Origin of the sequence: Microcoleus sp. bin38.metabat.b11b12b14.051, from assembly GCF_013299165.1 — a bacterium.
Taxonomy (GTDB): domain Bacteria; phylum Cyanobacteriota; class Cyanobacteriia; order Cyanobacteriales; family Microcoleaceae; genus Microcoleus.
On record NZ_JAAFKD010000002.1, the window covers coordinates 245,879 to 265,394 of the forward strand.

General features: G+C 42.5%; 26 protein-coding genes. 19 read left to right on the forward strand and 7 right to left on the reverse strand.

All coding sequences use genetic code 11. From position 1 onward, the window contains the following. The first annotated feature begins 2 nt into the window (after positions 1-2). Positions 3-953 carry a F0F1 ATP synthase subunit gamma gene (locus QZW47_RS03610; RefSeq protein ID WP_293124040.1) on the forward strand — a complete coding sequence of 317 codons (951 nt, stop codon included), beginning with the start codon at positions 3-5 and terminating at the stop codon, positions 951-953. Positions 954-1,047: 94 nt separating this feature from the next. On the opposite strand, the gene QZW47_RS03615 is transcribed toward QZW47_RS03610, so the two are convergent. Next, positions 1,048-4,287, reverse strand: a complete 3,240-nt coding sequence (locus tag QZW47_RS03615) for a tetratricopeptide repeat protein (RefSeq protein ID WP_293124043.1) — start codon at positions 4,285-4,287, stop codon at positions 1,048-1,050. A gap of 165 nt (positions 4,288-4,452) precedes the next feature. On the opposite strand from QZW47_RS03615, the gene QZW47_RS03620 reads away from it, so the two are divergent. Both QZW47_RS03620 and QZW47_RS03625 read left to right on the forward strand, forming a co-directional pair. Beyond that, the gene (locus QZW47_RS03620) at positions 4,453-4,752 is read left to right on the forward strand and encodes a BrnT family toxin (protein ID WP_293124047.1); all 300 of its coding nucleotides are present in this window, start codon (positions 4,453-4,455) and stop codon (positions 4,750-4,752) included. Further along, positions 4,749-4,949, forward strand: a complete 201-nt coding sequence (locus tag QZW47_RS03625; protein WP_293124050.1) for a hypothetical protein — start codon at positions 4,749-4,751, stop codon at positions 4,947-4,949. The genes QZW47_RS03620 and QZW47_RS03625 overlap by 4 nt, the downstream gene beginning before the upstream one ends. Before the next feature lie 193 nt (positions 4,950-5,142). Here the strand turns inward: QZW47_RS03625 and QZW47_RS03630 are convergent, their stop codons facing one another. Further along, positions 5,143-6,084, reverse strand: coding sequence for a hypothetical protein (locus tag QZW47_RS03630; protein ID WP_293124053.1), 942 nt, complete (start codon positions 6,082-6,084; stop codon positions 5,143-5,145). A 235-nt stretch (positions 6,085-6,319) separates the two neighbouring features. Between QZW47_RS03630 and QZW47_RS03635 the strand changes: the two genes are divergently transcribed. Then, positions 6,320-6,961 (forward strand): PD-(D/E)XK nuclease family protein, encoded by a 642-nt coding sequence (locus QZW47_RS03635; protein ID WP_293124056.1) that lies wholly within the window; start codon positions 6,320-6,322, stop codon positions 6,959-6,961. A gap of 82 nt (positions 6,962-7,043) precedes the next feature. Here the strand turns inward: QZW47_RS03635 and QZW47_RS03640 are convergent, their stop codons facing one another. Next, positions 7,044-7,622, reverse strand: a complete 579-nt coding sequence (locus tag QZW47_RS03640) for a Uma2 family endonuclease (RefSeq protein WP_366930799.1) — start codon at positions 7,620-7,622, stop codon at positions 7,044-7,046. 243 nt (positions 7,623-7,865) lie between these two features. Here QZW47_RS03640 and QZW47_RS03645 point away from each other — a divergent pair, with 243 nt between their 5' ends. From QZW47_RS03645 to QZW47_RS03655, 3 genes are all read left to right on the forward strand, one after another. Continuing rightward, positions 7,866-8,051 carry a hypothetical protein gene (locus QZW47_RS03645; protein ID WP_293124059.1) on the forward strand — a complete coding sequence of 62 codons (186 nt, stop codon included), beginning with the start codon at positions 7,866-7,868 and terminating at the stop codon, positions 8,049-8,051. Positions 8,052-8,126: 75 nt separating this feature from the next. After that, positions 8,127-8,330: a hypothetical protein gene (locus tag QZW47_RS03650; protein WP_293124062.1), complete on the forward strand. Its 204-nt coding sequence runs from the start codon at positions 8,127-8,129 to the stop codon at positions 8,328-8,330. 16 nt (positions 8,331-8,346) lie between these two features. Beyond that, on the forward strand, positions 8,347-8,721 hold the full coding sequence (locus tag QZW47_RS03655; protein WP_293124065.1) for a hypothetical protein: 375 nt from the start codon (positions 8,347-8,349) through the stop codon (positions 8,719-8,721). 149 nt (positions 8,722-8,870) lie between these two features. Here QZW47_RS03655 and QZW47_RS03660 read toward each other — a convergent pair whose 3' ends face one another. Genes QZW47_RS03660 through QZW47_RS03675 form a run of 4 tightly spaced genes read right to left on the reverse strand, consistent with a single transcriptional unit; the run spans position 8,871 to position 9,961 of the window. Continuing rightward, a complete protein-coding gene (locus QZW47_RS03660) occupies positions 8,871-9,179 on the reverse strand; it encodes a DUF2442 domain-containing protein (RefSeq protein ID WP_293124068.1) in 309 nt (102 codons plus the stop codon). 35 nt (positions 9,180-9,214) lie between these two features. Further along, the gene (locus QZW47_RS03665) at positions 9,215-9,427 is read right to left on the reverse strand and encodes a helix-turn-helix transcriptional regulator (protein WP_265233925.1); all 213 of its coding nucleotides are present in this window, start codon (positions 9,425-9,427) and stop codon (positions 9,215-9,217) included. Between the two features lie 52 nt (positions 9,428-9,479). Beyond that, positions 9,480-9,692, reverse strand: coding sequence for a helix-turn-helix transcriptional regulator (locus QZW47_RS03670; protein ID WP_106149042.1), 213 nt, complete (start codon positions 9,690-9,692; stop codon positions 9,480-9,482). A gap of 56 nt (positions 9,693-9,748) precedes the next feature. Beyond that, a complete protein-coding gene (locus tag QZW47_RS03675) occupies positions 9,749-9,961 on the reverse strand; it encodes a helix-turn-helix transcriptional regulator (protein WP_293124075.1) in 213 nt (70 codons plus the stop codon). A 198-nt stretch (positions 9,962-10,159) separates the two neighbouring features. Here QZW47_RS03675 and QZW47_RS03680 point away from each other — a divergent pair, with 198 nt between their 5' ends. The 12 genes from QZW47_RS03680 to QZW47_RS03735 all read left to right on the forward strand — a co-directional run bounded on the left by QZW47_RS03680 (position 10,160) and on the right by QZW47_RS03735 (position 19,310). After that, positions 10,160-10,603: a hypothetical protein gene (locus tag QZW47_RS03680; protein ID WP_293124078.1), complete on the forward strand. Its 444-nt coding sequence runs from the start codon at positions 10,160-10,162 to the stop codon at positions 10,601-10,603. A gap of 452 nt (positions 10,604-11,055) precedes the next feature. Beyond that, a complete protein-coding gene (locus tag QZW47_RS03685; protein WP_293124080.1) occupies positions 11,056-12,297 on the forward strand; it encodes a phospholipase D family protein in 1,242 nt (413 codons plus the stop codon). 375 nt (positions 12,298-12,672) lie between these two features. Beyond that, positions 12,673-13,110 (forward strand): hypothetical protein, encoded by a 438-nt coding sequence (locus QZW47_RS03690; RefSeq protein ID WP_293124082.1) that lies wholly within the window; start codon positions 12,673-12,675, stop codon positions 13,108-13,110. Positions 13,111-13,121: 11 nt separating this feature from the next. Further along, on the forward strand, positions 13,122-13,505 hold the full coding sequence (locus QZW47_RS03695) for a hypothetical protein (protein ID WP_293124084.1): 384 nt from the start codon (positions 13,122-13,124) through the stop codon (positions 13,503-13,505). A gap of 155 nt (positions 13,506-13,660) precedes the next feature. Continuing rightward, positions 13,661-14,158 (forward strand): DUF29 domain-containing protein, encoded by a 498-nt coding sequence (locus tag QZW47_RS03700; RefSeq protein ID WP_293124086.1) that lies wholly within the window; start codon positions 13,661-13,663, stop codon positions 14,156-14,158. Positions 14,159-14,329: 171 nt separating this feature from the next. Then, positions 14,330-15,511: a GTPase gene (locus QZW47_RS03705; RefSeq protein WP_293124088.1), complete on the forward strand. Its 1,182-nt coding sequence runs from the start codon at positions 14,330-14,332 to the stop codon at positions 15,509-15,511. Continuing rightward, positions 15,504-15,743, forward strand: coding sequence for a hypothetical protein (locus QZW47_RS03710; RefSeq protein ID WP_293124090.1), 240 nt, complete (start codon positions 15,504-15,506; stop codon positions 15,741-15,743). Before QZW47_RS03705 ends, QZW47_RS03710 begins: the two co-directional genes overlap by 8 nt. Positions 15,744-15,782: 39 nt before the next feature. After that, a complete protein-coding gene (locus QZW47_RS03715; protein ID WP_293124416.1) occupies positions 15,783-16,322 on the forward strand; it encodes a Uma2 family endonuclease in 540 nt (179 codons plus the stop codon). A gap of 624 nt (positions 16,323-16,946) precedes the next feature. After that, positions 16,947-17,264, forward strand: coding sequence for a 2Fe-2S iron-sulfur cluster-binding protein (locus tag QZW47_RS03720; RefSeq protein WP_293124092.1), 318 nt, complete (start codon positions 16,947-16,949; stop codon positions 17,262-17,264). A gap of 65 nt (positions 17,265-17,329) precedes the next feature. Continuing rightward, entirely contained in the window at positions 17,330-17,521 is a 192-nt protein-coding gene (locus QZW47_RS03725) for a hypothetical protein (RefSeq protein WP_293124418.1), read from the forward strand. Further along, entirely contained in the window at positions 17,518-18,684 is a 1,167-nt protein-coding gene (locus QZW47_RS03730; protein WP_293124094.1) for a DUF3326 domain-containing protein, read from the forward strand. The genes QZW47_RS03725 and QZW47_RS03730 overlap by 4 nt, the downstream gene beginning before the upstream one ends. A 32-nt stretch (positions 18,685-18,716) precedes the next feature. Further along, positions 18,717-19,310, forward strand: coding sequence for a CPBP family intramembrane glutamic endopeptidase (locus QZW47_RS03735; protein WP_293124096.1), 594 nt, complete (start codon positions 18,717-18,719; stop codon positions 19,308-19,310). The last annotated feature ends 206 nt before the right edge of the window (positions 19,311-19,516 follow it).

A 19,516-nucleotide genomic window follows, 5' to 3' on the forward strand; every position in this document is an offset into this window, starting at 1 on the left:
TTATGGCCAATCTGAAAACTATTCGCGATCGCATTAAGTCGGTCAAGAACACTAAAAAGATTACAGAAGCAATGCGCTTGGTGGCTGCTGCTAAGGTGCGCCGCGCTCAAGAACAGGTGACGGCTACTCGGCCTTTTGCCGATCGCCTCGCCGAGGTATTGTACGGTTTGGCGGAACGCTTGCAGTTTGAAAACCTGGATTTGCCGCTGCTGAAAAAACGCGAAGTCAGAACAGTGGGACTTTTGGTCGTTTCGGGCGATCGGGGTTTGTGCGGTGGCTACAACGGTAACATCATTAGATACGCCGAAAATCGCGCCAAGGAAATCAAAGCTGAAGGCTTAAACTACAAATTTGTATTGGTAGGACGCAAAGCTACTCAGTATTTCCAGCGTCGCGAACAGCCGATTGATGGTACTTACATGAACTTGGAACAAATTCCAACAGCACCGGAAGCAGCCCTAATTGCTGACGAATTGCTGTCTTTGTTCCTGTCGGGAACTGTAGACAGAGTTGAGCTAGTTTACACTAAGTTTGTGTCACTAATTAGTTCACGTCCAGTAATTCAAACCTTGTTACCCCTCGACCCCCAAGGTTTGGAAACTCCCGATGATGAAATCTTCCGCTTGACATCGCAAGGCGGACAGTTCCAAGTATCGCGGGAGAAGGTTACTTCACCTATGAAGAGTTTGCCACGGGACATGATTTTCGAGCAAGATCCGGCGCAAATTCTGGAAGCACTTTTGCCTTTGTATTTGAACAACCAATTGCTGCGGGCTTTGCAAGAATCTGCTGCTAGCGAGTTGGCTGCACGGATGACGGCGATGAATAATGCTAGTGAGAATGCTAGCGATTTAATCCGTAGTTTGACGTTGACTTATAACAAGGCGCGGCAAGCGGCAATTACCCAGGAAATTCTGGAAGTTTCCGGCGGTGCTGAGGCTTTGAACGGTTAGGTTAGGGTTGACAATTTGTTGATTTTATGCTGTGCGTCTGGGGGAACTCAGGCGCTATTTTTTGTGTGTAAATATTTGGCATAAGCTGTTTCTCCTAGGCTAAACCTTGCGATACAAACCCCGCCCAATAATGGGGACTCGCAAAGGGCAATGTTTCCCGGCAAAGCAAATCTAATCGCAGTCGCACATTTTTGACAATTTCTGCTTGCTGTTCTCCGCTGGGTTGCCGATCGAAATAATCTTCTAATTGCAGTTTATAACTAGCAGATAACTCATCGCCTGTCAAGTTACGCAGCTTAAATTGTGCTTGGCGGATTGCCTCTGAACGGCTCTTGTCCTGCTTTTGCTGATAGTATAAAATGCAAAATAAAGCGGTTGCTAAATCATCCACAGCCCACAGTGTACTGACCACGTTTCTAGCACCTGCACAGAGGAAACCGCTAGCGATCGAAAGCGGATCGTCGGTAATTTGGGTGAGGGTTAAATTAGTTTCGCAGCAGGAGAGGAAGACTTCGGCTAAGTGCGAAAATCTCCAGGTAAAAACACGACCGAGGTTGATGTCGCCGTCGAATAATAGCAGCTTTGATTCGAGGGAATTATCGAGTTGGGAACTGGCGTGATGGCTGGAATGGAGGACTTGCACTTTGTTGAGAAGGGTTTCATAGTTGCTGACTGTTGCTTCTTGGTATTGTAGGCGATTATCTGGGGAAACTTGGTGCATGGTTGCTAGGGTTTCGCACTCGTAGCCAGTAAAAACGAGGTCGCCTGTAGCATTTTCCACGATTCCCATTGTGGTAGGTTGGAGGTTGCCTCGCTGGTGGCAAAAGTTGAGTATTTGGCAACTGGGAACGATGCGGAGGCGGAATCGATCGCTGAGGTATTTGGGTTGTTGGGGTGGGGTTTTAGCAGGGGTATTTGAGGGTTTGACGATCGGTTTCGGCCCGCGTGTTTTGTCAGAGGTTATATTGCTTTGGGGAATGGGAGTGTTGTTTAAAGGTAAGGCAGCAAAGGGGATTTGATGCAGGGAAAGGTGAGGGATGATAATCAGTTCTTTGATGCCGTTGAGATGTTGGGAAATTAGTTGGTTAATTTGCAGGCGGTTGGTGAGTTCGGGGAGAAATTCACTGATTTGATTTTGCCATGCGGTTTGATTTTTAACATAGGGTTTTAACCAGTTGTTGAATATCCAATTTTGCAAAGTTTCAAGTCCTTGTCCTTCGCAGGTGTGGAGTTGGGGCGGTTGATTTTGCTGCAAGATGAAAATGTGGGTATGTTCGCCAGTGGTGTAAAAATTGAGGATGGCGGTTTCGGCATCGGGAATTAAGGCTTGCATCTGGTGGAAACAGAGGGGATCTGGTTGCAATTGACCCGCCAAAACTTGGTCTTTACTGCGAATTTTCAGCCAAGCTTGCTTTTTTTCGTCTTCTAATTCTTTAATCTTGGCGATGATAGCGTCGCTGTTGGGGGTTTGTTGGGGAGTGCTGGCGAATCCTTTCATTCCGTCATTGTCAGAGGAACGCAAACGGTATATTTGTTGTTGCAGGCGATAGTATTCTTTGACTTCGGGGGGAATTTCGCTTTTGGGGTAGAGGTCTTTGCTGGCGAAAAATAAGTCGGCGAGGTGGCGGGAACGTGATCTGTCTGCGGTTTCGACGGCTTTATCGTATTGTTTGAGGTTGATGTAGCACTGGACGGCGTTGGCGTAAACAGAAAAAGCTTCTTTAATGATTTCTTGGCGGCGTTTGTCTGTGGTTGAGCCTTTGCGGAGTTGTTCGACTGCTTTTATGGCGGGTTCGTATCCTTCTAAGGCGAGAGGCCAGTCGCCTTGGGTAAAGCCGATGTTGCCGAGGTTGCTACCTGCTGTGAAGCATTCGGGTGGCATAGTTATGGTGGTTTCAGTTTTGGTAATTTTCAGGCAGTCTCGGTAGTGTTCAATGGCTTTCTCTGGTTGCTGCAATTGATAGTAAGCAGTGCCTAAATTTCCCAGAGAGTTTGCTTCCCCTTGACGGTGTTTGATTTCCCGACTAATCGCTAAAGACTGTTCTTGAAATTTTATCGCTCGTTCAACTTGTCCCAGAGATTTGTAAGCGATGCCTAAGTTTCCCAAACAAGTCGCTTCCCCAAAGCGGTCTTTGATTTCCTGACAAATGGCTAAATCCTGTTCGTGGAAAGTGATCGCTTGTTGATATTTTCCCAGAGAGTGATAAACACTGCTTAAATTTCCTAGAGAAGCCGCTTCCCCACTGCGGTTTTTGATTTCCCGATTAATAACTAAAGACTTTTTATAGCAAGCGATTGCTCGCTTATGTTCTCCTAGAGAGTAGTAAGCATTACCTAAACCTCCCAGAGATTTTGCTTCTCCTTGCCGATCTTTAATTTCCTGACTAATAGTTAAAGACTTTTTATGGAAAGCTATTGCTTGTTCAAGTTGTCCCAGAGAGTTGTAAGCAATGCCTAAATTTGTCAGAGAATTAGCTTCTGCTCTGCGGTTTTTGATTTCTAGTTTGATGGCTAAAGACTTTTCCTGGAAAGTAATCGCTTGTTCATATTCTCCTAGAAATTGGTAAGCAATACCTAAATTTCCCAGTGCAGATGCTTCCCCTTGAAAGTATTTGATTTCCCGACTAATGTCTAAAGAGTGTTTGTAGAAATTGAGCGCATTTTCAAATTGTCCCAGACAGTTGCAAGCATTGCCTAAACCTATTAGAGAACAGGCTACTCCTTTATGATTATTGATTTTTCGACAAATAGCTAAAGACTTTTCGTAATCATCTATTGCTCGGTCAAACTGTCCCATATCTCGGTAAATATTGCCTAAACTTATCATAGAATCCGCTTCCCCTTGATAGTCTTGAATTTCCTGATTAATTGCTAAAGACTGTTCGTGGAAATAGATTGCTTTTTCAAGTTCTCCCTGAGAGTAGTAAGCAGTGCCTAAGTTTCCTAGAGAAGCTGCTTCCGCTTGGCGGTCGTGCATCGCTTGATAAATGATGAGGCACTGTTGCCAGCACTGAAAAGCAATGGGAGACTGACTAATGTAATATTGCTCAATTCCCCACTCAAAAAAAATATCTGCTGTCTCTTCTCTGATTGCTGTTTCCTGCTGTTCGCTACCGAGAAATTCCCCCAGTTGCAAGGCAAGGTCATTTAAAAAATTAACTGCATCTTGGTTGCCGCTCTCATCAAAATTTTTAGCCACGACAATGATCGTTGACAAAAGTCCGGGGTCGAGTAACTCGGATTGTAGGTTTAAGATTTGTGATTCTTTCCCATTGGGACATTCGAGCACTTTTAGGATTAGTTGATAATAGGAGGCTCTGCGATTTTCGGACATTTTTTTTATTCCTTATCTGTAAGTATGGGGACTATTGGGGCTGCTATCTGATAGCTGATAAACCAGGATTTTTAAACTATAAACTCTTCAAAAATCACATTAGTGCCTAAATTCATGATTTATGTTATAATTTAGTAGCACCTTACTTTTACACGTTCAATTCCCTTGGATTATAACTTTGATTGGAATCCAGCCAAAGAAAAGCAAAATATTCGCAAGCATCAATTAAATTTTCGTTTGGCATCAACTGTTTTTCGCGATCCTTATCAATTAACACTCTATGATGAAAAACACAGTCAAGATGAAGATAGATGGATTACTCTAGGCTTAGATGAAACAGGTATTTTAAGGATTGTTATCCATACCTTTGAACAAATCGATCGCTCCTTTTGCATGATTCGGATCATTTCAGCCCGTAAAGCTACATTCATTGAAACACAATCTTATCAAGAGAGGCAATTATGAAATCAGAGTATGATTTTTCTTCATCAGAGCAAGGCAAATTTTACCATCCTGATGCTACCTTTCATTATCCCATTTACCTCGAACCCGATGTCGAGCAGTTTGTGACTAAAATTGCCGAACATAAAAATATTGACGTTCAAGTTTTGGTCAATGAATGGCTGAGAAATAACATTAAATTAATTCAAAGTATTGAGTAGGAGAGAAACCCAACCTAAAACATGATTCCCTCTCTCTAAACTTCCCATCCGCCAGGGGTTAAAACCCCTGTCTCAAAGCTCAAGTCCTCTTGCATAGGACTAATTCGATTGTTTTCCAGTCGGTTTTAACCGACTTTAGCTATTAGGCAGGGATTTTAATCCCTGACGGGATGCTTGACGAAATGACTTACGGCTATTTTTCCACCACCTCAAAGCTTTGATAAAACACTTGCCAATTATCTTGTTTTTCCAATTGTTCAAATAACTCTTTAAGCCGTTCAGCATTCCATTCCGGTAAAGCTTCCTCTTCACGGGGAATCAACCAAGGTAAACTCACAGGCTTCTCCAAAGCAATTGCTAAAAACTCCTCCTTTACCAGTTTCCCAAACTTAAAATTTGTCTTGCTCTCATCTTGATCTGCCCAAGAATCTTTTTGAGGCAGCAAAATGGGCGGTTTCTCGATAATAGGATGCGGTGCATAGGCAGAAGATGGACAAAGCAAAAATTCCCCATCTTGGCTGCGATTCAACAACAGCAATTGAGAATTATCAAATTCTAAATAAATTACCATCCAAAGCGACTTTTCTGCGGGAATCGTTGGCGTAATTTTCTGCACCGCAGGGGGAGGCGGGGGCAAAACGACGGCTCTAGTTCCCCTTTGCACAGATGCCATTTCCTCTTTGGTTAAAAACTGTAGCCAATTGGGAGCAATTTTAGCTCGTTCCTTCAAGATTGACCAACCATTCATATCAATCCACCTCAAAAACTTATAATTCCATAACCACTTATAAACCTCTTTCCAAGGGCTAATTTTTTGCTCACTCTCTTTATCCCTTTTACCCCCGGGCTTAAGATTCACTAGCACCTCAGTATTTACGCCATCCCCTTTCATCTCCTCTCCATATCTTTGAACGATTACCTCAATCACCTTCCGAATGGTTTGATTTATTTTGTTTTCGCAATAAACTACTAAATCCTCGCCCATTAGTTTAGCAATTGCTTTATGAGTGCTTACTCTGTTGTCCGGGTGATTCTCCGGGGCAAATCGCCGAAGAAGACAAGCCTTCTCCTCACTCCGGTTTCCCGGAAATAGCGATTCAGCGATTTGCTTATGAAAATTTTGCTTAAGATTCATACATCCACTGCCATAACTCAGCCTTATCAGCTTATCTTAGCAAGCTTTTTTCTAGCTGGCAACTCCTTAGCGCAAGTCATTATTTAAAATTATTTGCCATAATTTGACATTATTTGCAATTATTTAATCACTCAAGATTCTCATTTATTATCACCAACAATTATCTGAAATTAACTAGACATCATTTGGGAGTGAGTGTCATCGTAAAGACATCCCAAACACACCTCTAAAAAATATGCCGACACAAGCGCAAAAAAGATTTAATCCCTACGCCACTGTAACTGGGCTGGCGGAACCTTTAGCAATCGAAAAAGATTGCCTAAACGCATTATGGCAACGAACTAACTATCAATTTGAAAAACAAGCCAGTACCTATGACCCATCAGAACATGATGAAACGGTGGATAAACGAGCTTTACAATTAGAAAAAGAAGGCTTCACCGTCTATGTCGAAAATCAAAATTCCTTCAAATATCAAGGTCAAACTTTTGATATCTGCGTTGCCGGCAGACCAGACATTATTGCCATCAAAGATGATTGGGCTGTTGTCGAAGATATCAAAACAGGTAAACCCAAAGATTCCCATAAAATGCAAGTGCTTCTCTATATGTCAATGTTGCCCTTTGCGCCGGAAACCAAACATCTGTTTAAAGGTCACATTCCGCACGGTCGCTTAGTTTATCGAGATCAAATTTTAGATTTGCCCAAGTGGTATGTTGATGAGCAATTCAGACAGCGTTTACAGCAGTTAATTGCCATGCTTTGTAATTCTCAACCTCCCAACCCAAAACCTAGCGATTGGGAATGTCGTTATTGTAAGGTTCCTTCTGCCTGCTGTTCTGTGAAAATGAGCCGAGGAACTAATTTATTTGCATAACTTGAGCGCAGGAAATACTTGGCTTGCGTTCCGAAAAAAAATTGCCGTAGCGAAACCTTATTTTAGGATATTTGGCAATAATTTACCTGTTCATTAGTTGAGAAACATGGATAGTAAGATCGGGAAAAGCCAGGGGTTCAATGGTTCCCGATTGAAAAGTATTTCGCTGCTGGTAAAAATCGCCTTCCGGGAAGCGGAACACAATTAATATTCGATCGCGTAGGTTAACAACCCAATATTCTTGAATGCCTGCTGCTGCATAAATCTTGCTTTTTTCCTCTAAATCTTTAGTCAAACTAGAATCAGAATATTCAATTACCCAAAAAATATTTTCTGGATAGGGGTGATGCTGTAGGTAGACATCGTTTAGGGGTTGGACAACGGCAATATCTGGTTCTGGTTCCGAGTTATTTGGTAGAGTAATTGGTCTGGCTTCGCGGATTTGTGCTCTGGTGGATAATGCGACTCGCAATTGATTAGCAAAGCGATCGCTAAAATAAGTATGTGCAGTCCCCTCCGGTACCATTTCGACTATTACTCCATTTAGTAATTCAACTTGGCGATCGTCCAAAATACCTGTTTCGATCATCCGATGGTAGTCGTCTATTGTCCATGTTGCGGTACATAATGTCATCGCGATCGCTCCTGGCTTCTCGCTCACTTTAATTGATTTTTGGCTGAATTAATCTATTTTAGGCGATCGATAGTTTTTACATGGCGCGATCGCTCCTAGGAGCCCGCGCGAGATTCGCACCAAAAGCAGAGCCCGTTAGACAGCTTGCACTATTGCATTAGTATGCACTATAGCATATAGTATATTTAACGCACTTGTATGCAAAACGCTGGTTTTTGGGCAAACCTCATAAAATGTCACAATGTATATGTTGTGAACCCTTGAGCCTGTATGGATGAAAACAAGAATGTGGCTATTAGAGTAGAAATGCCGCCGGATCTGCGGAACCGATTTAAGTCGGCCGTTGCTAGGGAGGGTAAAAATATGAGGGATGTTTTGCTTGAATTTATGGAGGAATACGTCAATCAAGCCGAGCAACCCAAAATCACAGCCAGTCAAAACCCAAACAACACATAGCTGCTACGTGCAGCAGTGGAGCGATCGCATACAGGGCAAAACATTGTAGTTTTTAAACTGTAAGGGAAGTGTCAAGTGAGGAGCGATCGCGTACCGAACCCAAAACCAGAAAACGTCCACTATGTCACAAACCCCGAACTCTGTGAAAAGATGGGCGAAAAATACAACTGGCGGCTAAAAGAAATCCGACTCAGCCGCAAAAGCCCTCCTGATGTGGCCTGCGTGTTTGATGGCGAACAAACCTCGTTTCAGGATACATGGCAAGATTACCAAGATTAAAGTAAAGGGAGGAAAGATGGCAAAAAAAATCTGGATTGTCTACAAAGCCGAAACCATGAGTGCTCCCGGTTGGGAAGAACGCCAGCTTATGCCGAAGGGCGGCTTAACTGATATTCTGTGGGAAAACTGGAGTTGGGAAGAAAACCCAATTCTTCCGCAGCCGGGGGACAGAACCCGCGACTATGACAATCTCTCTGACTCTGGTAATGGAGTAACTCACGGGAAAGATGGAGATTGGATAGTTACTAGCGTTCACCAGTTTTCTTCCTTTGATACTGACTTGCGAATTGTGCTGTGCTACTGTTCTTTCCAACCGATTACTTCTGATTGGGAAATGCTGCAAAGTGGTGAGTCGGTGAGTCAGATATTGGAGGCTGTCGAGCAATATTGAGTTGATAAAAGTTCGATCGCGTCTGGAGTAATTCAGGCGCTATTTTTTGAGTGAAAAGATATCGACCAAAGTCGTTTGAGTTTTCGTGAATCAGGACTGAAGTCTTTACTACAAACAAACAAATTATTTTAACAGAAAACCTGGTTTGATTAGACTTTGTTTGCGCGATCGTCTAACCACTGCTGAAATGACTTCTGACTTTCTCCTGACGGTTTACCGAGAATGATATTTTTGACGCTGATGTCTTCGTCAAGTTCGGGCCAGTGCATTCCCTCATTCTCACCAATAAAGCGCCAATTATCGCGATCGCCCGGTGTACCCTGTAACAGCCGAGGATACCACGCTAAAGGTACAGAAATAGTACGACCGTCAGATAGATCGACTGTCAGCGCATCATCTGTAATAACTACGTGTTGCGCTTTGGGGATTTCTAGCAATTCAACCATTACTGATGTCAAAAGCTTACTTCTCTATCTTAGCTTGGACGATCGCCCTACTCTTTCACCACCTCAACCAAATCTTCCACCATCACATCAAACGTCCGCGCCAACTTGAGCAAGCACGTAAAATCAACCATTGCCATCCCCGGAGAGCGCGAATAGGTTGTCAGAGTGCTGTAGATCACGCCCGATCGCTCTGAAACCTCTTTCAACGTCCAACCCTTCTCGGCCGCAAACTCTTTTACCCGCAATCTAATTAAGCCCATTGACAGAAAACCAGATTTAGTTTTTTAGGATTTTATCGTAAAGGTCGATCGGCTATTCCTGCACAATTTCCACCAAATCTTCAATCATCACATCAAAGGTGCGGGCTAATTTGTGTATCGAAATGAAGTCAATAGTTGACACCCCCGGACAGCGGGCGTAGTGTCTGACGGTGCTGTAGATGACTCCCGATCGCTCTGAAACCTCTTTTAGCGTCCAGCCTTTCTCAGCAGCGAATTCTCTGACTTTTAACCTAACTAAACCCATACTTGACAATTGATGGTGTACCATCATAGGACAATTGTATCCCGAAAGGCGATCGGCTAATCTTGGACAATCTCATACAAATCTTCGACCATCACGTCAAAAGTCCTCGCCAACTTGTCCAAGGATGTCACGTCAATCGTTGCTAATCCGGGCGATCGCGCGTAGGTTCTCAGGGAACTGTACACTACGCCAGAGCGCTCGGACACTTCTTTGAGCGTCCACCCCTTCTCGTCCGCAAATTCTCGAATCCGCAATCTAATTAAGCCCATAAGCTCTTGACAGATGTTCTATATAGGTCTGATAATAATTTTATCGTAAAAAGCGATCGTCCTTACGTCGGCAAAACTGAAAGACGATCGCCTGTTCAAATCAAATTCTCCCCTCCAAAGAGGTCAACTACCCGCTTTCGGAGGTTTCAAACACCCGTAAACGACACGTCAACTACTCAGAGAAAACAATTACAGACTATGGTAGCAAACTTTTCGCGAAAATCAACCCCCGTGCATCCCTTGAGCCGGTTTGCGACTAAACAGGCGATCGCGCGTCTCCTCAAAATCAAGGTAGAACAAATATATCGCATCGAGCGGTGGCGGCACATCCTTTACGTGCACGCCCAAGGCATGAGTCGCTTTGTCAGCTACGCCGACTTACCGCCAATTTTGGGAGTAGAATCGCCCAAAGGTTTAGATTTTGGTTACTGGAAGCGCAGGATGGCGAGTCTGAAGGAGAGATTTGCACCGGATTTTTGGGTGGATTTTTATGGGGATAAATTTCATCAAGCTGTTTCTGTTGCTGAATTGTTGGAGTGGGGGGAGTTAGTTGGGGCGATTAAATTGATGTTAAGTGCGATCGATCTTGAGTCGCTGCGAAAGGTTTACGCCCAAGAGAAATCTCTGCTGGAACATTTTTAAATTATGACTGAAACACGGGTGATTAGAAACCGGGTTTTTTTGAGAAAATACGGCATCCCAGCCTTTAACTAAGTGAAAAACCCGGTTTCTTTGCTGTGCGTAACTCTCATAAATCCGATCTCTGCCACAAATATTCAAAAATTGGTTCAAGCTCGACTGCAACAGTTATAATTTCTCCATGCGTTTCCCTCTCTATCCCTTGTTAAGCCCATGAGTAACCTTTCAAACATCCCAGGCGATCGCGGGAATTACAGGCTAAGTCCGATCTGTCTGCGGTTATGCGTTTGGTGGGGTTCCCGCCGTCGGAGTCGAAGTAGGCTTTGATTGAGTTGGCTGATTATGTTTTTAGTCAACTTTATTAGGTGCGATCGCGCAGTTTTAGCGAAGATAATCAAATTGTGGTTTACATCTTACCTAAAAAGTTTTATATCAATTAATTGGAGATATTTACGATGAATTATCAGTTTTTGTGCGACTACAAAGAAAACTTAGAAAATAAAATCAATATTTTATTAAAACAATTTTATTGGGATAAGATTTATATTTTTTCTGCTTTTGTTAGTGAGTATGGGGTGGATAAAGTAAAAGAAATTATTTCACACGAGTCTTTAAATGAAAATACGGAAGTTGTGATTGCTATAGGCAAAAAAACTTATGATATTAATAAGCCTATTGATATACAAGAAATTTTAGATTTCGTCAAAGATCAAAATCAAAATAAATTTAAGACTCAACCAATTAGTTTCATATGCCCTAAAAATGATGAATTTCATATCAAAGCCTATTGTTTTTTAGGTCGTAACAAGAAAGGTTCTCAGACTCAGATAGGTTATTCGATCATAGGTTCATCTAATCTAACCAAACGTGGTTTTAAAGATGAGGGAGAATTATGTATTAGCATCGACAACTTAGAATTAACACAAAAATTGATTGATTGTTTATCAGATATATATATTATTAATAATCGATCTTATGATTGGGATAAAGCAATTGAGGAATATAAAAGACAACATGAAAAACGTCAGGAGAAGAAATATAAGGATAAACAGTCTCGTCAGGATCAAGATAAAGTTCTCCAACTGTCTAAAGAAAACTCTACGCCTGTAAATCAATCTGAACCGAGACCAGGTAAATTCATTAAACTAGGTGTCTTGACTGATAATGATCTTATTACCAAGGCAACTAATCTCGCTAATGATAGTGAGAATATAGATTGTTTTTACTCGTCACCCAAAACTCTAGAGCAAGCGAAAGCGGATTTTCCCGAAGGTTCTTTATGTCTCTTATCTTCAACAGAAAACAAGATATTCAGGATTGTTGAAATCATGCCTTACCTTTCCCATCAAGAAAAGACAGAAGGATGTTTTGTAACATATAGAGAAAATCTAAATTATGAGCTTTCTGATGATATTGGTGAAATCCTTGAAAAGAATGAAAAGTATAAAATAATATCTGATGCTAAGGATATGGAGGACTTACCGTATGACACTCTAAAGGATTTTGAAAACGAAGTTAAGGAATATCAGGAATATCAGAAAATGCTCGACGATCCGAAATATCAAAAATGGATAGAAAAAGGTAAGGAGAAGAGGCAATCAAAAATTGGCAGACTATTAGAAGAAATAGAAGAAAGAGAAGAAATTGATCTCATCACTTTAAAGAAAAAGCTAAAAGAAATCAGAGAATCCATTTAATGTGCCATCATTGTGTTCTCAATACCAACTTAATTTTACAATAGTTATGGGATAAAATCATCGTCTTTACCGGCCACAATAGTAATACCAGGCTTCTTGCAAAAGTGCCATTAATTGTCAGAAAATAAAAGATAATTTATTGTTTCAGAGTGTATACTTATCTTAAGTATTTCCTAAAAGTTTAAGTAACTTCTTTGCTGGTAAGCCTGTAAGATGGCATATTAAAGGAACTAGAGATAGTGTTAGTATTAGGGTAATAGTATAACCTGATGGGAGAGGAATCATTGTATTGACTAAGTGAGAAACCCGGTTCTTTTTTTCAAGTGACTTGGCTCATAATGTGCGATAATTCACCAAAATTTTAAATAACCAAAAATGGTGAATAACGGGACTAACCAAACACCTGAGCAAAATTCGCTTAATTGTGGCAGTATTGATGAATCAGAAAGAGCTTTTGGTGCAACCGAAAGAGCGATTGCTGAATTTCTGGAAAGAGAGGGAAAGAATGTTAAAGCCTTGGTGGAAAAAACCGATGGAGGTAGAAATCCCGATGCTGAGGTAGATGGAAAATTCACTGAATTCAAAAGTCTGGATGCTGGTGCTACAAGCGCGACAGTAAAAAATCAGATCAACAATTCGATTAGACGAGGCGGACAGGCTAGGGATATAATTATAGATGCTAGGGTGTCTGGGTTGATAAAGGCTGAGGCTGAACGAGGTTTGCAGAGGGCGAAAAATATTACACGCGGAAAAATTGATAGCGTCCGAATTATTGGCGATATCTATGACATCACTTTTACTGAGTTTCAATAAAGGAGGTTTTTATGTCTCGCACACTAGATATTTTTGTAGACTTTCCACAGGAAATCGAACATTTAATCAAAGAATTAGAGTTTATATTGGCTCTAAAACTTGAGCTTTTTTCTGATGGTACTGACAACTGGTATGAGTTTCGTAACTCAACAATCACTCTTACAGTAGGAAAGCATGATTTTGAAAATGATAAAGATCTCAACTTTGAAGAATACCCTTACAACCTATCAATCAGAGCGCTGAACATCTCGAATGAACTTGATAGAAAAAAGTGGCGAGATGAGTTTGCTAGTTATGTTCTCCACAAGTTGAAAACTACCGAAAGGTATCGTTTAATGCTGGTGGATGACTTACAATTGAAGTTAGAGGAGTTTGCGCCATTGGTGAAGGTTTGATCGAACATCATACAGGCAAGTTCTGAAACCGATTTGTAAAAACGAGTAGATCCGGCGAAACCGCCAGCAGCCAACAAATCCTGATCGGTTTTAGCATCAATTTCGATCGCTTACTAGCTTAAACTAAATTATGACCAAGAAAGGGAGTCAAACAAATGACAACTATCCAATCAATAACAACTGCAATAACATCTCTTTATGAACGGGATTTTTATCTGTGGTTACAGACAAATATCAACTTATTAAAAGAGGGAAAGTTTTCTGAAATAGATTTAGAGAACTTACTAGAGGAACTGGAAAGTATGGGGAGAAGCGATAAAAATGCTTTAAAAAGTAATTTGAGGGTACTTTTAATGCACTTACTTAAGTATAAATATCAGCCTGAAAAACGAACAAATAGTTGGGTTTACACCATTCGCGAACATCGTAAACGCATCGGAGATACCTTCAAAACCAGTCCTAGTTTATATCGTTTTTTTCAAGAAATCTTTAATGAATCTTATCGAGATGCTAGGGAATTAGCCGCAGATGAAACAGGTTTATCTATTGCGACATTTTCCCCAGAGTCTCCCTTTACTGGAGAAGAAGTTCTTAATCTTGATTTTTTACCGCCTGAGTGCGATCGATCTGAAAATCATGAGAATATTGAATAATTGAATTAGATATCCTTTCCACTGGTTCTGAAATCAAATTGCTACAATATATTTGAGACTTCTCAGTCCGCGAAGGCGGACTTTGTTTGTGTAGCCCCGAATTCTATTCGGTGGGCTTAAAATTAAAAATGAATGCTTAATCCTTAATATCCCATCATTCTAGAAACCGCCATGTCAGATGATTTTTCCCTAGATGACCTTTTAATCAACAGCTACGATGCCTTCAAAGAGGCAGAAAATGATGTGGGACAGTGCAATGTTTTAGTCATCGGCAAAACCGGAGTCGGCAAAAGTACACTGATTAATTCGGTTTTTCGCCAGCGCTTAGCAGAAACCGGAGTCGGCCGCCCGGTAACTCACGGTATTCGCCAATATACCAAACCGAGTTGCCCGATCGCAGTTTACGACACTCCCGGACTCGAACTCAACGCCGAACAAATTAAAATTATTCAATTAAATGTTGCTAAACTCATTGAAGACCAAAGACTTCTGCACCCCAAAGAACACATTCACGTCATCTGGTACTGCATCAATCACGGCGCAAATCGAATAGAATCCGTGGAGGAAGGCTGGTTAAGAGAAATGGAAATCATGGATGTACCAGTTATTTTAGTTCTCACTCAGACTGCATCGAAAAAGCCGAGTGAGTTTTTCAAGCAACTAGAACATATGAATTTGTCAGTCAGTCAAATCATCCCGGTGATGGCTGAACCGGAAGAGATTGATGAGGATTATACAGTAAAGTCTCACGGTTTAGATAAGTTGGTAGATGCAACTTTTCAACTGTTGCCGGAAGTAGCTCAAAAAGCTTTTGTTAAAGAACAAATTGCTAATGTTGCACTTAAATCTGATATGGCATTTAAGTATGTAACTGGTTATGTGGCAGGTTCGGCGATTGTCGGTGCGACTCCTGTACCCTTTGCTGATGCACCAATTTTGATGGCGATGCAAACGGCAATGATTGCTAATATTACTGTGATTTTTGGAATGCCCTTTGATAAGGGATTTGTCTCGGCGATGCTGTCTGCAATTAGCGGTGCTGGTGGGGTGACTGCTGTTGGGAGAAGTATTGTGACTAATTTGATTAAAATGATTCCGGGTGCGGGTACTATTGTCGGTGGTGCTATTTCGGGTGCTACGGCGGCAACTCTCACGCTTGCTCTTGGTTTGGCTTACATTGAAGTGCTGAAAGTTTATATGAAAGCTCAAATTAATGGTGAAGAACTTTCGTTGCAGCAGTTGACTAAGATGTTTGTGGAATTGTACAAGGATTATGCTAGTTCTGGGCGTAAAACTTTGAAGGATGACAAACAAAATCAATCGAAGCCACCGAATCAAATTAATATTGAATAGATTGGGCATTGGGCATGGGGCATGGGGCATTGGGCATCGGGCATTGGTAATGGGGCATTGGGCATTGGGCATTGGGCATAGGTTAGTTCTAATTACCAATTGCCGATTACCAATTCCCGATTACCGATTACCGATTCCCGATTACCGATTCCCGATTCCCGATTACCGATTACCGATTCCCGATTCCCGATTACCGATTACCAATTACCGATTACCGATTCTCAAAGAATGATATAATATTAGTTGATTCGGCAAAAGAGAGTAAATGAATATGGTAATGACAGCCGTTTTATCGGAAAATGTTTCTCTAGAAGACTTCATCGCCAGTCCACCTGACGAGATGGAATGGGTGGACGGGAAAATCGCGGAAAAAAATGGTATGACAGTAAAACACAGTCGAATCCAATCTAGATTAGATTTTTCTTGGAGAAGTTACAAGATATCTAGCGGACAAGGTGGCGAAGTTTATACGGAAGTTCCTTGTCGCACTGACAGGCGAGTACGTCGCCCTGATGTTGCTTATCTGACTGCTGAACTTGTCGCTGAATATGGCGATGTTCCTACTTTTCCTCAAAGTCCGCTATTAGTTGCTGAAATTGTTTCTCCGACTGATATTGCGGAAGATGTTTTTCTGAAAGCACAAGAGTATTTGGATTCGGGTTGTCTGGAAGTTTGGATTATTTTTCCCGAAAGTCGCTGGATAATGATTATGACTCAATCTCAAAAGTTGACTTTTAATTTGGGTTCTACAATCAGCACTCAGCTTGTGCTGGCTGGTTTTAGTTTGGCTGTTGATGAGTTGTTGGGTTGATGGGAAAATTAGTTACTTAGATTATACCATTTTTACAAAAAATTCCTACAAAGCAATGTTAGGTTTATTTCCTAAACTTTGATTAAGAGAAAGACCGTAGATAAAAGGCAGATAAAAACAGGCTAATGCAGATATTTTCAAAACAGCAAAGTTTGGGAATGGAATGCAAGTCTATTGAATAACTCAGGTGCGTCGCTATGAGATGGTCGATATTTAGTTAGAGATTGTTTGTGGCGACGCACCCTACGACTTTGATTGAGATAAAGACTGTTGAATAAGTTTGGTGCGTCGCTGGCGAGATGGTTGATTTTTGGTGAGAGATTGTTTGTGGCCACGCACCAAACGACTCAGGTGCGTCGCTATGAGATGGTCGATATTTAGTTAGAGATTGTTTGTGGCGACGCACCCTACGACTTGCCGTTCATGCAAAGAAACCGGGTTTTTACTGAATCTGCGGGTGACTATGAAGTATTTTCGTAAAAAACCCGGTTTCTAGACCCCCATGCTTAACTCCTATAAATTTTGTAAACTTGCACAGAATCACCAACAGCGGTAAAATACTTGTTGCTTTGTTTGCAAGTCTACTGTAAATTCCCATTCGGAATTAAAACCAATCATCGAAATATGTCTCAAACTTACACTGTTGAATTGATCCATCAAGGTAGCACCCATACCGTAGAAGTGGCAGAAGATCAACCAATTCTACAAACTGCGATCGCCGCTGGCATTGATTTGCCGAACTCTTGCAATTCCGGGGTTTGTACTACTTGTGCTGCTAAGGTTGTTGAGGGTCAAGTTAAGCAGGTTGATTGCATGGGCGTTAGTCCCGAACTTCAAGCAGAAGGTTATGTGTTGCTGTGCGTTTCTTTTCCCCGATCGCACTTGAAGATAGAAACTGAAAAAGAAGACATTGTTTACGATCGCCAGTTCGGTAAATCCTAGGATTAAGGTAAAATTTACGTAAGTACCAAAGTATCGATCGCGGTTAAACCATTATGGATCGCCAGATGACCACTCATTTCATTTCCGCAGAAGTTGACCTCCGCAACACCGCCGAAGAACTGCACTCAGCTATTGAAATTGAACTGCAAAAACACGGCGAACCCCTGCGCTGGGCTGTCACAGACGTGGATGTCGATCGCCAAAAAGCCCTGGTAGAAGGCTACGTGCTCGTGGAAGCATCCCCCGTAGCAGCGTGAATCCCCGCCCTTTAACAGTGGTTTTGATAGTCCCCACAGGCGTTGGAGCGTCGATCGGTGGGTTTGCAGGGGATGCTCTACCTGTGGCTAGGGCGATCGCCCAAATTGCCGACACGCTGATTACTCATCCCAATGTCCTCAACGGCGCTCAACTTTATTGGCCGATACCAAACGCCCTCTACGTCGAAGGTTATGCCCTTGACAAATTTGCACAAGGATGCTGGGGTTTGCAACCGGTACATCAAAATCGCATCGGCTTAATTATGGATTGCGCGATCGAACCGGAGTTACAATTGCGACACTTGCAAGCCGTTGATGCTGCTAGAGCTACATTAGGTTTAAACATAACTGATTGTATTTTGACCGATCGCCCCCTGCAAGTAGAATTACGCATTTCAGAATCAGGGGCATCCTGGGGGACGATCGGCAATCCCGACAGTTTACTGCGTGCGGCCGACAAATTGATCGCACAAGCCAAAGTCCAGGCGATCGCAGTTGTGGCAAGATTTCCCGAAGATGAAGGTAGCATCGCCCTCGAAAACTACCGCCGTGGCAAAGGAGTTGACCCCCTCGCAGGTGCCGAAGCCGTCATCAGCCACCTCATTGTCAGAACATTTAAAATCCCCTGCGCCCACGCCCCGGCGCTGTCGCCACTTCCCCTCGATCCGCACCTGTCCCCGCGATCGGCTGCGGAGGAACTCGGGTATACTTTCTTACCTTGCGTGCTGGCTGGCCTCAGCAAAGCCCCGCAGTTTGTCACTCCTGCTGTGGGAGAGGCATCTTACCTGTCACAGGTATTGGGCGGGCAAGATGCCCACCCCACAAGAAAAAACATCTATGGAAACAGGGGAAATTTTGAGTCAGCATCCCCGAGTTTGTGGGCGGATCGAGTCGATGCGGTGGTAATACCTGCGACAGCGTGCGGTGGCAGTGCTATTCTAAGCTTAAGCGGGCGATCGACAGTACAAATCATCGCCGTGGGTGACAACAAAACCCAGATGCAAGCTTCCCCAGAAAAACTCGGAATCAAAGCTTTGCAGGTAAACTCGTATTTAGAGGCGATCGGCGTATTGGTCGCTTTACGAGCAGGCATCAGTCCAGCTTCCTTGGGTGCAGACATCTCCTCCCTGCGGTGTTTGTCTGACTCTACTCAACAAATCTAACAATCTAAAACCTAAAATCTAAACTTGATTAAGTGGCAGAAAAACTTCCCGAAACTCCCGAAATTGAACCGTTGACGCGCACTCAAGTTTTAGTAGCAATGGGCGTGACAGCCATTATGTTGCTGGCGGTAGCTAAATTGTGGTTGATATTTGGATCGGTATCGCTTTTGCCCGTCAAATTAATTGTAATGGATTTGCTGAAAGGATGTGCGATCGGATTGGCAATTACAGGCGGTAGTGCGATCGTATATCAGATATGGCCTGGTTATCGTCGCAGTGCAGACGTTTACCTAGAAGTAGTCCTCAAACCCTTATTTTGGCCAGATTTAATCTGGCTGGGACTGCTGCCGGGACTTAGCGAAGAATTGCTATTTCGAGGCGTGATGCTGTCTGCTTTGGGATTAAATCTAACAGGTTTAGTTTTATCAAGTTTTTCCTTTGGCATTCTGCACTTGGGAGGAATGGATCAGTGGCCTTATGCTGTGTGGGCGACGGCTGTCGGATTCCTGCTGGGTTACAGTGTTTTAGCTACTGGCAATTTGTTAGTACCAATTACGGCTCATGTCTGCACGAATTTGATTTCTAGCTGTGTTTGGAAATGGGAACATAATAGTGTGAAGCGCTAGGGCGATCGCACAAAAAGGTTCGTAGTGAGGACTTCAGTCCGCAATAAAGAAGGACTAAAGTCCTCACTACGAACCTTTTGTATGGGTTTGTAGTGAGGACTTCAGTCCGCAATAAAGAAGGACTAAAGTCCTCACTACGAACCTTTTGTATGGGTTTGTAGTGAGGACTTCAGTCCGCAATAAAGAAGGACTAAAGTCCTCACTAC

Bases quoted from the DNA above. Each gene is read 5' to 3' on its own strand.
- QZW47_RS03610 (WP_293124040.1), top strand. From the start codon at position 3: ATGGCCAATCTGAAAACTATTCGCGATCGCATTAAGTCGGTCAAGAAC.
- QZW47_RS03615 (WP_293124043.1), bottom strand. From the start codon at position 4,287: ATGTCCGAAAATCGCAGAGCCTCCTATTATCAACTAATCCTAAAAGTG.
- QZW47_RS03625 (WP_293124050.1), top strand. From the start codon at position 4,749: ATGAAATCAGAGTATGATTTTTCTTCATCAGAGCAAGGCAAATTTTAC.
- QZW47_RS03630 (WP_293124053.1), bottom strand. From the start codon at position 6,084: ATGAATCTTAAGCAAAATTTTCATAAGCAAATCGCTGAATCGCTATTT.
- QZW47_RS03635 (WP_293124056.1), top strand. From the start codon at position 6,320: ATGCCGACACAAGCGCAAAAAAGATTTAATCCCTACGCCACTGTAACT.
- QZW47_RS03645 (WP_293124059.1), top strand. From the start codon at position 7,866: ATGGATGAAAACAAGAATGTGGCTATTAGAGTAGAAATGCCGCCGGAT.
- QZW47_RS03655 (WP_293124065.1), top strand. From the start codon at position 8,347: ATGGCAAAAAAAATCTGGATTGTCTACAAAGCCGAAACCATGAGTGCT.
- QZW47_RS03665 (WP_265233925.1), bottom strand. From the start codon at position 9,427: ATGGGCTTAATTAGATTGCGGGTAAAAGAGTTTGCGGCCGAGAAGGGT.
- QZW47_RS03670 (WP_106149042.1), bottom strand. From the start codon at position 9,692: ATGGGTTTAGTTAGGTTAAAAGTCAGAGAATTCGCTGCTGAGAAAGGC.
- QZW47_RS03675 (WP_293124075.1), bottom strand. From the start codon at position 9,961: ATGGGCTTAATTAGATTGCGGATTCGAGAATTTGCGGACGAGAAGGGG.
- QZW47_RS03680 (WP_293124078.1), top strand. From the start codon at position 10,160: ATGGTAGCAAACTTTTCGCGAAAATCAACCCCCGTGCATCCCTTGAGC.
- QZW47_RS03685 (WP_293124080.1), top strand. From the start codon at position 11,056: ATGAATTATCAGTTTTTGTGCGACTACAAAGAAAACTTAGAAAATAAA.
- QZW47_RS03690 (WP_293124082.1), top strand. From the start codon at position 12,673: ATGGTGAATAACGGGACTAACCAAACACCTGAGCAAAATTCGCTTAAT.
- QZW47_RS03695 (WP_293124084.1), top strand. From the start codon at position 13,122: ATGTCTCGCACACTAGATATTTTTGTAGACTTTCCACAGGAAATCGAA.
- QZW47_RS03700 (WP_293124086.1), top strand. From the start codon at position 13,661: ATGACAACTATCCAATCAATAACAACTGCAATAACATCTCTTTATGAA.
- QZW47_RS03705 (WP_293124088.1), top strand. From the start codon at position 14,330: ATGTCAGATGATTTTTCCCTAGATGACCTTTTAATCAACAGCTACGAT.
- QZW47_RS03715 (WP_293124416.1), top strand. From the start codon at position 15,783: ATGGTAATGACAGCCGTTTTATCGGAAAATGTTTCTCTAGAAGACTTC.
- QZW47_RS03720 (WP_293124092.1), top strand. From the start codon at position 16,947: ATGTCTCAAACTTACACTGTTGAATTGATCCATCAAGGTAGCACCCAT.
- QZW47_RS03725 (WP_293124418.1), top strand. From the start codon at position 17,330: ATGACCACTCATTTCATTTCCGCAGAAGTTGACCTCCGCAACACCGCC.